The 263-nt window shown below is 43.7% G+C and carries 1 rRNA gene; it reads right to left on the bottom strand.

The window, feature by feature from the left end:
* Positions 1-137: 137 nt before the first annotated feature.
* A 23S ribosomal RNA gene (locus QYG89_RS17360) occupies positions 138-263 on the bottom strand; the annotation flags it as partial.

The raw sequence follows: 263 nt of genomic DNA, 5'->3' as shown, positions 1-263 counted from the left end.
TGTTACTTATATATAGAAGGAATTCATCCTTCAAAACTGAACAAAAAACAATGCCGTTAATTCGTGTGTGAGAACATCGTTCTCTTCTGCTAGTAGGTAAGGCGTACACCTTCACCGTTCACATATTCCCGGCGTGATTGGTTAAGTCCTCGATCGATTAGTATTCGTCAGCTCCACGTGTCGCCACGCTTCCACCTCGAACCTATCTACCTGATCATCTTTCAGGGATCTTACTAGCTTGCGCTATGGGAAATCTCATCTTG

This window comes from Bacillus lumedeiriae, from assembly GCF_044891285.1.
GTDB classification, from domain to species: Bacteria; Bacillota; Bacilli; order Bacillales; family Domibacillaceae; genus Pseudobacillus; species Pseudobacillus lumedeiriae.
The sequence above is the reverse complement of the archived record's forward strand: the minus strand, read 5'-3'. Positions and strand labels throughout refer to the sequence as shown.